The following is a 1,038-nucleotide window of genomic DNA, read 5'->3' on the forward strand; positions in this document are numbered from 1 at the left end:
CTTTCGCATGGGCAAAAACAGTTTCTCGAAATTGGCATGCTGCTGGTACAGGAGCCGCATTTACTGCTACTGGATGAACCCGCGGCGGGGATGACGGATGCGGAAACGGAATACACGGCGGAGCTGTTTCGCCAGCTTGCGGGTAAGCACTCTCTGATGGTTGTTGAGCACGATATGGGATTTGTTGAAACCATTGCCGATCGCGTCACAGTATTACATCAGGGACGTGTCCTCGCTCAGGGGAGTCTTCGCGATGTGCAGGCCAACGAGCAGGTTATTGAAGTTTATCTCGGGCGTTAAGGAGTTTACATGCTGCAGGTGAAAGAACTGAATCAATATTATGGTGGCAGCCATATTCTGCGTGGGGTGAGCTTTGAAGCGCGTATCGGTGAGGTAACATGCTTGCTGGGGCGTAACGGCGTGGGGAAAACAACACTACTAAAGTGTCTGATGGGGCTTATTCCGGCCCGTAGCGGAAGCGTGCTCTGGCAGGATAAAAATGTCACTCACTGGAAGCCACACCAGCGGGTCAGAGCCGGTGTGGCGTATGTCCCACAGGGGCGTGATATTTTTCCGCGTTTGACGGTCGAAGAGAATCTGCTGCTCGGTCTTTCCCGTTTTTCAGCACCGGAGGCCCGACATGTGCCTGATGATATTTACGCGCTCTTTCCGGTTTTACAGGAGATGAAGCATCGGCGTGGCGGAGATTTGTCCGGCGGGCAACAGCAGCAACTGGCCATTGGACGAGCGCTGGCAAGTCGCCCACAGTTGTTGATTCTTGATGAGCCAACGGAAGGGATCCAGCCGTCGGTGATTAAAGAGATTGGTCAGGTGATTTCTCAACTGGCGCACCGGGGGGATATGGCTATATTGCTGGTGGAGCAATTCTACGATTTTGCGCAGCAGATGGCCGACAAATACCTGCTCATGTCGCGGGGCAGCATTATTCAAAGCGGCGATGGTAAAAATATGGAGGCCGAGGGCGTTCGGGGACTGGTTGCAATCTGAGGTATGCGACAGAGCGGCTTCGGCTCTGTC

General features: G+C 53.9%; 2 protein-coding genes. Both read left to right on the plus strand.

The window, feature by feature from the left end; all coding sequences use genetic code 11:
• A partial coding sequence (locus FDW94_RS16535) for an ATP-binding cassette domain-containing protein (RefSeq protein ID WP_137378033.1) occupies window positions 1-300 on the plus strand: 300 nt, incomplete at its 5' end.
• Between the two features lie 9 nt (window positions 301-309).
• Window positions 310-1,008, plus strand: a complete 699-nt coding sequence (gene urtE, locus FDW94_RS16540) for an urea ABC transporter ATP-binding subunit UrtE (RefSeq protein ID WP_137377903.1) — start codon at window positions 310-312, stop codon at window positions 1,006-1,008.
• The last annotated feature ends 30 nt before the right edge of the window (window positions 1,009-1,038 follow it).

The organism is Citrobacter sp. wls757, assembly GCF_005280935.1.
Classification (GTDB): Bacteria; Pseudomonadota; Gammaproteobacteria; order Enterobacterales; family Enterobacteriaceae; genus Citrobacter; species Citrobacter portucalensis.

What these genes read in the sequence shown, in the direction of transcription:
- urtE (WP_137377903.1), top strand. Translation starts at nt 310, where the DNA reads ATGCTGCAGGTGAAAGAACTGAATCAATATTATGGTGGCAGCCATATT.